Below are 8,748 nucleotides of genomic sequence, written 5' to 3'. Positions count from 1 at the left end.
AACAAAAATCGAAATGACAACAGCTTCAGTACAAGGAGTCATCGGTAATGAAGTAACTTTAAGAGCACAAGTAACAGTGCCAGAAGGGCAAGATAAATCTGGTATTCCGGTAACGTTCAATATCGTCAACAATAAAACAACGAATGAAAAAATTGAAACAGTAGCTTATACAAACGCTGATGGCGTTGCATCATATTCATACACTCGTTACTACGATTCAGAAGACACAGTTGCGGCGTATTCAATCAACCGAGCTTCTGTCGTATCTAGCGGTAAAGTTTACTGGGCAGATAAAATTCAATTAGCAGTTTCAGAAATCACAACTGGTAATGAATTAGCAAACAACGCAAAAAAATCATACAAAGTAACTGGTGCGAAAAATACAACTTACTATATTGCAATTAAAGAAAACATCAAAGTTGCGCCAGATAAAATTACGAATGTATTTGTGCAAAACCACAACTCAAGCTCATTTGTAACACCTTACGAATTAACTACAGGTCGCGATGTTTTTGCCACAGTGCAAACAAATGCAAATGGTGAAGCAACATTTACAATTTACGGTTCTAACTTATCTGCAACACCAATCGTCTATTTACCATCATCCGTCAATGCACCTACAACACCTGTTAATAACTCGTATTCTAAACTAGCATTGCAAGCCGAAGCACCAACTGTTAAATTTACTCGACTTGATAGATTAGCAATTTCTGTAGTAGCAGAAGGTGTAGCTGATTCGGCTGAGTCATTCTTAGGTCTTGCAACTGTAGGGAAAGCATATAATGAGAATTCTATTGGTGGCCGTACGTATACAGTGACTGTAACGGACAAAGATGGGAAATTAGCGCCAGAAGGAACAACTGCTTATGTAGCATTTGAAGATGGTAATATTAACGGCGACGTTTACTTCACTACTGCTAGAGAGGCCTTTTCAAAAGTGACGAAAGGTACTGTTAAAGCAATCAAAGTTGGCAAAGAAGGTAAAGCGACATTCCGTGTAGCTGGTCATGGAGCAACAACTTTTGTCAAACCAACTGTGTTCTTAAATACAGCTGGTAAAACATCACCGGTTGAGCTTGATAAAGCGGACATACAGGTAGTAGCAGATGTCACATACTTCAAGCCAGCTACAGTTTCCAATGCTAAATTAGAAGTAACAGATAAAGATGGAAGAGAAATTAAGTCTGCCACTGTTGGTACAGATGCATATATTACTTACCAAGCAGTAGATCAAAACGGCTTCCCTTACCGTCCAAATTTAAATGCTGCGAACAACACGTTTACGTATGAATTAGCATTTGATGTATCTTCAACGTTTGGTAATGCTACTGTAAAAGATATCAATGGCACTGTATTAAATGCCTTCCAAAACCTAGGCAGCACTAAAACATATAAAGTCACATCTGATAGTAATGGTAAAGCAGTTGTACGAGTAACGACAGATAGCCCAGATACAGTGACTGTCAATGTTACAGGCGCAAGTGGATTCATTCCTACTCAAGCTGCAACAGTGACATTTACTAGATCTTCAACGGCTGCAATCGCTACTGGTAATATCATATCTATCAACAAGGCTACAAAAACGTTTGTAATTCAAAATGCAATTACAAATGCCGCTTTCACATATTCTTACGATTCAGCTGATGTAGCACAATACCAAATTGCTGGTACACAAGTAGATTACAATACATTTGAGGCTGCCTTATCTAATGGTGACGAAGTAACAGCTACATTAACTTCTGATGGTAAATATATTTTAAATAATAGAAATAATGGTACTGGTACGGAAACTAATCCAACTCCTATTAAATCGCAAGCTTCATTCAACCAAGCACTTGCGAATGGAGAAACGAATTTTAAATTAGATATTACTACTGGCGGTTTAACAATTAACACAGATAAAGCAATCACAATCAATTTATCAGGTACGATAGCAGGTGGATTAACTGTCAATGCTCCAAATGCCCATATTAATAACACAGCTACAATTACCGGTGGTGTCAACATTATCGATGTAGCAGGTTCTTCATTTATTAATGCTGGTACAATTACTGGTGATATTACAATTACGGATAGCAATGCTAGATTCGTCAATACAAACGGCACATTAAACGGTAACATCATCATCTCTGGTAATGGGGTACAAAGAATAGCACTTGAAGGTACTTCGAATAATGCAGTGATTGTTGGGGCTAATGTAACACAATTAACATTAGCGGCTGGTTCAACTTATAAATCCATTACAGCAAATAACCCAAGTACTACAGTTACAGTAGGCGGTTCTGCTGTAACGCCAGGTATTTCAGCTAACAAAGGTTTAGAAAATGCGACAATTACATCATCTTCTACTGACTACCAATTAACGATTGAAATTAGTGATGCTGATTTAAATAAATCTGCAACAACAGCCGAATCATTTACGGTCGCTGCTAAATATGCAGATCAAGATATTACATTAACATTCACTGAAACAGGTGTGAATACAGGTAAATTCCAATCGATAGTGAATATCACGCAAAATGGAGACGTGACATTCACTTACGTTGATACAACAACTACAGATGGAATTCAAAGATCACAAGAATTCAAAAAATCTGTATTAATAAAAGCGGATGCTGATTTAGCAGCGGCTAAAGAAGCAATAAGAGTTTTAATTGATAAAGTTAATCTAACTATTGCAGATAAAGATGGCAATTTAGCTGTTGGCGATATTGTTAAAGTTGGTGACATTAATCCAAAAGTATATGCCGATAGTACAAAAAAATCTGATGTTACCGATGAGGAACTATTTGTTCAGCTAAAAGATGCTAAAGAATTTGTTGAAGCATATAAAATAGCTAAAGCTGAGCTAGAAAAGTCTGATGCAACAACGACTACTTTATATAGGGCAGAAGCAGTTTTCAATCAAGCAATAGAAACATTTATTTCAAAAGTAGAATATGGTATGAAATCTGCTAGTAAATAGTTACTATTGCAAACTGATTAATCTAGTAAATGAGTGAAAATGAAAACCCATGTCTTGTTTACAGCAATACATGGGGTTTTCTTTTTCACCTACAATATAAATAAAGTATATAAATCCTGTTATTGAAATTATCCAATATAGTGCATCATTAAATAACACATAAATCCCTCGCAATGTATTGCATAGTTTCAACATTAATATAGAGGGGAGTGAAAATGGTGAACAAACAAGGTCAAGCCATCGCTCTAGGAAATCGCTTAAAACGACTCCGCCATAAGCATCATTTAACGATTGCAGGGTTAGCTGATTTATTAGGCATTTCGCATAGTTATGTAGGTTTTATTGAAAAAGGCTCAAGAAATGCCTCTGAAAAAGTATTGAAAAAGTATGCGGAATTTTTTGAAGTGCCCTATGCAGAATTAGCTGAACTACAATTACAAATAGAAAACCCTAGCCAAATAGTAGAGCCTCCCCTACTAACAGATGAGATGATGGAATTAAATAGTTTATTGATGAAATTAAATGAGGATTTTCGTTCTTCCATTATTGAGGACTTTAAGGAGCAAACTCAACAGGCACTTTACAATTTACTAACGCCATACGATATTGCGGATATAAAAAAATACATCTCGAAAATAAAAAATGATTGGTTTTCAGAAAGTGAAGAACCGCAGACAAATATAAAAAACTACTTGGGCTATATTAACTTACACAATGAGCAATTATATTTTCAATTAGTTGTAGAGCATAATGTATTGCAACTTCAGCTATTATATAGCGATCGAAAACAGCGAACGCTTTTTGAAAGCTGGTTAGGTGATTGCTCGATTTTCTATCAGACAGAAGAAAACTTACAGCACATTAGTGAACCTCAGAAAATAGTAAATATACTATGGCTAAGTCCTAATATGTCCTATCGGCAACAACATCAATATTTAGTAACGAAAGAGTTACTTTCTTTGGAGTTAAACTACTGTGATACAAAACTAAATTGGTTTGTTCATAATTACGATCAGCATAATGCACTACAAGACATACAAGAAAACATTAGCTAAGGAGCTGATATCTCTTTGATTATCCATTCAGACTTTGATTTACCTAAGTACTCAAAAAAATTTCTGCAACATTTAAAAAGAAAGTATTATTCAGAAGAAACCATTATCGGCTATGACAATGATATAAAAAAATTCTCATCATTTATTTACCAATTATATGATGGTCACATCTTAACAGAAGAAATATCGAAAGATGATATCTTAGAATATCTAGATTTTCTAGGTAACCAAGATTATAAACCTAACTCTATTAATCGGTATTTTTACGGTTTAAAAGCATTTTTCAAATATCTTGTTATCGAGTTAGACTTTAAAGTCGACCCAACAACCGGCATATCGACTCGAAATGTTTACATCCCTTTACCCGAAATATTAGATATGGATGAAATGGCATTAGTATTGTCTACAGCCAAAGAATACTCTGAGTTTTACTATGTATTAATCAGCTTATTATATTATACAGGTTCCAGAATAACAGCTGCTCGAACATTACTAAAGGAAAACGTAGATATAAAAAACAATAAAATATACTTCCCACGGATTAAAGGCGGACGAGATCTTCATTTACCTTTACATCCGAAATTATGCCAAATATTGAAGGATTATTTACACAAAACAAAAGATAACGGCTCAGACTATTTATTCCCTTCTCCCGTAAGTCGGAACATGCCCGTTAGCGGTGTCGAAATCCGTATTAAACTGAAAAAAATCGGTGCACAATGCAATATTACAAAACGTTTAACTCCCCATGTTATCCGTCATTGTACCGCAACACATTTAACACTACTTGGCGTAGACCAACATTATATCGCTACTTTATTAGGCCATACTGACTCTCGTTCCACTGCTCGCTATCAACATTTGAAAGTAGATGATTTGAGAACAGCTATGACAAAGTTGAAATGACATTGAACAGCGAATATTTATTCAAATATAATTGTAAATATAACGATTCAACAGCATAAAAACCCACCAGTAAAACTGGTGGGTTTCTCGGCGCGTGAAACGCTAGCTTACTACCTCATGTCTCCCGACATGGTGTTAGGTCTGCCAACCATCATTCTCTTTTTAACAAGCCGCTAGAGCGACTGAGTTTTAATTACTCAAATAAAGGGTCAATAATTTCATTTATTGACATTTGATCATAACGAATATCTTCTTGTAATTGTCTTTTAATATACATTTGAATGACTTTCCGATTTCGAATGACTGTATCCACTAAGTATCCTCGACACCAAAATTGTCGATTACCAAATTGGTATTTTAAATGAGCATGCCGGTCAAAAATCATAACGCTACTTTTCCCTTTTAAGTAACCCATGAAAGTTGAAACACTTAGTTTCGGAGGAATTTTCACAAACATGTAGATATGATCTGGACAAGCTGCGGCTTCAACAATTTCTACACCTTTTCTTTCACACAGCTGCCGCAGTATTCTTCCGATTTCAGCTTTGATTTGACGATAAATTTCTTGCCTTCTATATTTCGGTACGAAGACAATATGATACTTACAATTCCATGTTGTATGTGCTAAACTCTTACTATTCATTTAAACTCCTTTCGTACAAAATCGGTTGACTAGACCTGATATTATTGTACGATTGGAGTTTTTTTGTTGTCCACATTTAAATACTCTCCGGAACCACCTTAATAGCATTATTACAAATGATTAACACCATGTTATTCATCACTGTACAGCAACCCATTTAACACTCCTTGATGGTAACAAATATCATACATCATCATGAGTCTAAAGGATATAGAAACATAGCTATTACCAAGTTTAACTTAATTATAAAAAAGTTCTATAGAATAAAGGAGCTGCCCCCAATAATTCAAGTATAAAAAAGTGTGTATTTGTCCATTTAAAATTAAATAGTTTGAATACCCCAATATTATTGGACTAAAAAGAAAAGCCCCATGTGAGATTACTCTCACAAAGGACTCTCTTTATCTAACATCACTCAATTTATTTTCATAAAAAGGAGAGAATTGTTAGAAATATTTGTGCAAATTGCTATTCACACTAGTTATTAGTTAATTATTACTGCAGATGCGCTAATGTCATTAAAGTCAATAGTTGTAATACCCTTAACTTTTTCAATTTTAGTAGTACCTGGTGTAATTGTAGGGGCTACAGTAAATTCAACTGTAACTACACTTCCTACTACAGACTTAACGCTACCACTAATTGTAGCCTTTGTACCAGATGTATCAACGATGAATGATACATTATCTCCTACTGTTACTGCTGGAGCTGATGTATACGTTAAAGCAACCGTAGCATTAGATGCAGCAACTTTATCAACACCATTATCAAGAGTTAATGTAGCAGCAGCTTCTGTTTGAGCTAATTTTGTTAAATCATTATCAGTTGCAGAAACATTTAAATTAACATCTTTTAATCCTTCGATAGCTGCTTTTACATTTGCTAATGTAGAAGTTATAGCATAAACACCATCAGTTGTAACACCTGCTAATTCAACAGTAACTGTTTTAGATGTTGCATCATAAGAAGCAGTTGTAGTTGTAGTAGTTTGATCAGCATCAACTAACTCAACTTTCAAACCATTATAGTTTGTAGCAGCTAAATTTGAATTTGAATCAATTTTTAAAGTACCGTTTGTAGTACCTGTAATAGTAGCTTGAGTCACTGGAGTTCCAGCTGAAGCTACTGTATATGCAGCAGTAAAGGTTGGAGCAACGAAAGCAGCATCAGTTACTAATGCATTATAGTTTGCAAACGTAGTACCAACACTTACTTTTGCCCAAATTGCTTTTGCTGTCAGATCTTTACCTGCAGAAGTTAATGCTTGATACTGTTCTACAGTACTTAAAGCTGCTTTAACTTGATCTAAAGAAGTGGCATTGTTTACAGCAGCTAATACTCCCGCAGGATTATTTGAACCAGCAACAGCAGTAACGTTAAACGTTAATTTACCTTCTGAATCTTTAGAAACAGTTACAGTAGCACCATCTTTTAAGTAGTCAGCTTTGAAAGCAGCTAATGTAGGAACTACAGCACCATTGTTTAGGTAAGATGCGTCAAGTAAGCTATATGGAATACCGTCAATGTATACAACTTCCTTGTCAACCTTAGTAACAATACCAGTTTTTACAACATTAGATGTAGCTGCAAAAACAACTGTTTTCATATCAGTAGATGGAAGTACTCCTGCACCTACACGTGAAGCTGTTGCATATGCAGTTACTGAACCAGCTTGATTAGAAGTTACTTTAATAGATTTAGATAATTCACCAGCAGCAATTGTAGTTGTTACTGTACGTGGATTACCTGGAGTAACTGTTACAGTGCCTTCATTAGCGCCAGTTACTTTTAATTCACTTGTACCAGATGTTACATTAAATGATACGTTAGTAGCAGATGTAAATGCACGTGGTTTACCATTTTGGTCAAGTAAGTTGTATTTATATTCTACAAACTCAGAACCACCAGCTAATACTGATTTAGTTTCATCACCTTTAGAATCAAGTGCTTCTAATTCAGCTTGGTATTGAATTTCTTTAGTGAAGTAAGTAGCTGCACCTTTAGCTTGTAAATCCGATGCATCTAAGAATGTTTTATTAGCATCTGGACCAGTACCATTGTTAATAAATACTGATGGTTCTGCCCATGCTTGTTCATCAGCTGAAGTAACAGTAAATTCAACTTTACCTTCTTTACCTTTAACTGCTAATTGATAGTAAGTGTATCCTTCTTTTTGGCTATGAGGAGTTAATTGATTACCATCTGCATCAACTAAATAAGTAACGTGTTTTGCATCATATGGAAGCGCAACATATACAACATCGCCAGCTTTAGCTGGTTTTCCATCTTTGTCTACATAAGTAGCTACGTAATCACGACCACCTGTTTGTTTTGTTCCAGGAATAGCAACTGCAGCGTTCGCTACACCTTTAGCTTCAATAGTTAAGCCTAAAGTATGTTTGATTTCAAATGAAACTTCTGCAGCTTTTGCTTGTAATGCTGTTGGGCTGTATAGAATGTTTGCGAAATCAGTAATTTTAGAACCTGGGTTATTGTTGTTGTAGAAATTATAGTTAGTTTTTAATTCACCAGCATAAACTACAGGTTTAACTTTACCGTTTGTACCGCTTAATACTAAGTTTGCTTTACCTTTTGAATCAAGTAAAACAGGAACTACACGGTTAGCACCGTTTGTAATTTCATATGGGTATTGATCAGTTGTTGCAGGAGTTTCTGTGATATTATTTGTTGAATTTTGTGTCCATAAACCAGTACCTTCAACAAATACTGAACGAGTTAATTTGTCAGTTGTTACACCAAGGTTATTTTCGAATGCAACAAATACATATTGACCAGCTTTTTGAGGTGCATTGATTTCATAAACTTTTTTAGCACCGTTTGATAATACAGTGTCAGCAGTTTTTTCTGTGATAGCTAATTGAATTTCGTTAGCCCAGTAAACTTTTGCACTTGAGAATACAGTAGATTTATCTGTTGCGTAAGCAGTTACAGAATCAACTGATGCATAATAACGAGTGTAAGAATAAGTAGCAACGCCTTCAGCATTTGTGTAAGCTACTTTTTCAATTTTTTCGTTAGTATTTTTATCGTTAACGATGTTGAAAGTCACAGGAACATTTTCTTTAGATTGGCCTTCTGGAACTGTTACTGTAGCTTTAAGAGTTACTTCTTTACCGATTACACCTTGTTCAGATGCAGTTGTAAGTTTAACAGCTGTA

At 35.1% G+C, this 8,748-nt stretch carries 5 protein-coding genes; 3 read left to right on the top strand and 2 right to left on the bottom strand.

Features of this window, described 5'->3' with window-relative positions; genetic code table 11:
- The 3 genes from ACIQXI_RS21885 to ACIQXI_RS21875 form a co-directional block, all read left to right on the top strand.
- On the top strand, positions 1–2,965 hold a 2,965-nt coding region (locus ACIQXI_RS21885; RefSeq protein ID WP_402928624.1), incomplete at its 5' end, for a hypothetical protein.
- 215 nt (positions 2,966–3,180) lie between these two features.
- Positions 3,181–4,020, top strand: a complete 840-nt coding sequence (locus tag ACIQXI_RS21880) for a helix-turn-helix domain-containing protein (RefSeq protein WP_402928623.1) — start codon at positions 3,181–3,183, stop codon at positions 4,018–4,020.
- A gap of 15 nt (positions 4,021–4,035) precedes the next feature.
- Entirely contained in the window at positions 4,036–4,926 is an 891-nt protein-coding gene (locus ACIQXI_RS21875; RefSeq protein WP_402928622.1) for a tyrosine-type recombinase/integrase, read from the top strand.
- 193 nt (positions 4,927–5,119) lie between these two features.
- Here ACIQXI_RS21875 and tnpA read toward each other — a convergent pair whose 3' ends face one another.
- Entirely contained in the window at positions 5,120–5,569 is a 450-nt protein-coding gene (gene tnpA / locus ACIQXI_RS21870; RefSeq protein ID WP_402928621.1) for an IS200/IS605 family transposase, read from the bottom strand.
- 484 nt (positions 5,570–6,053) lie between these two features.
- Positions 6,054–8,748 (bottom strand): autotransporter outer membrane beta-barrel domain-containing protein (locus ACIQXI_RS21865; protein ID WP_402928619.1); only part of this gene is annotated, 2,695 nt, incomplete at its 5' end.

The organism is Lysinibacillus sp. NPDC097195 (assembly GCF_044762075.1).
In the GTDB taxonomy this organism is placed as follows: Bacteria; Bacillota; Bacilli; order Bacillales_A; family Planococcaceae; genus Lysinibacillus.
This window is presented reverse-complemented; position numbering and strand designations above follow the sequence as displayed.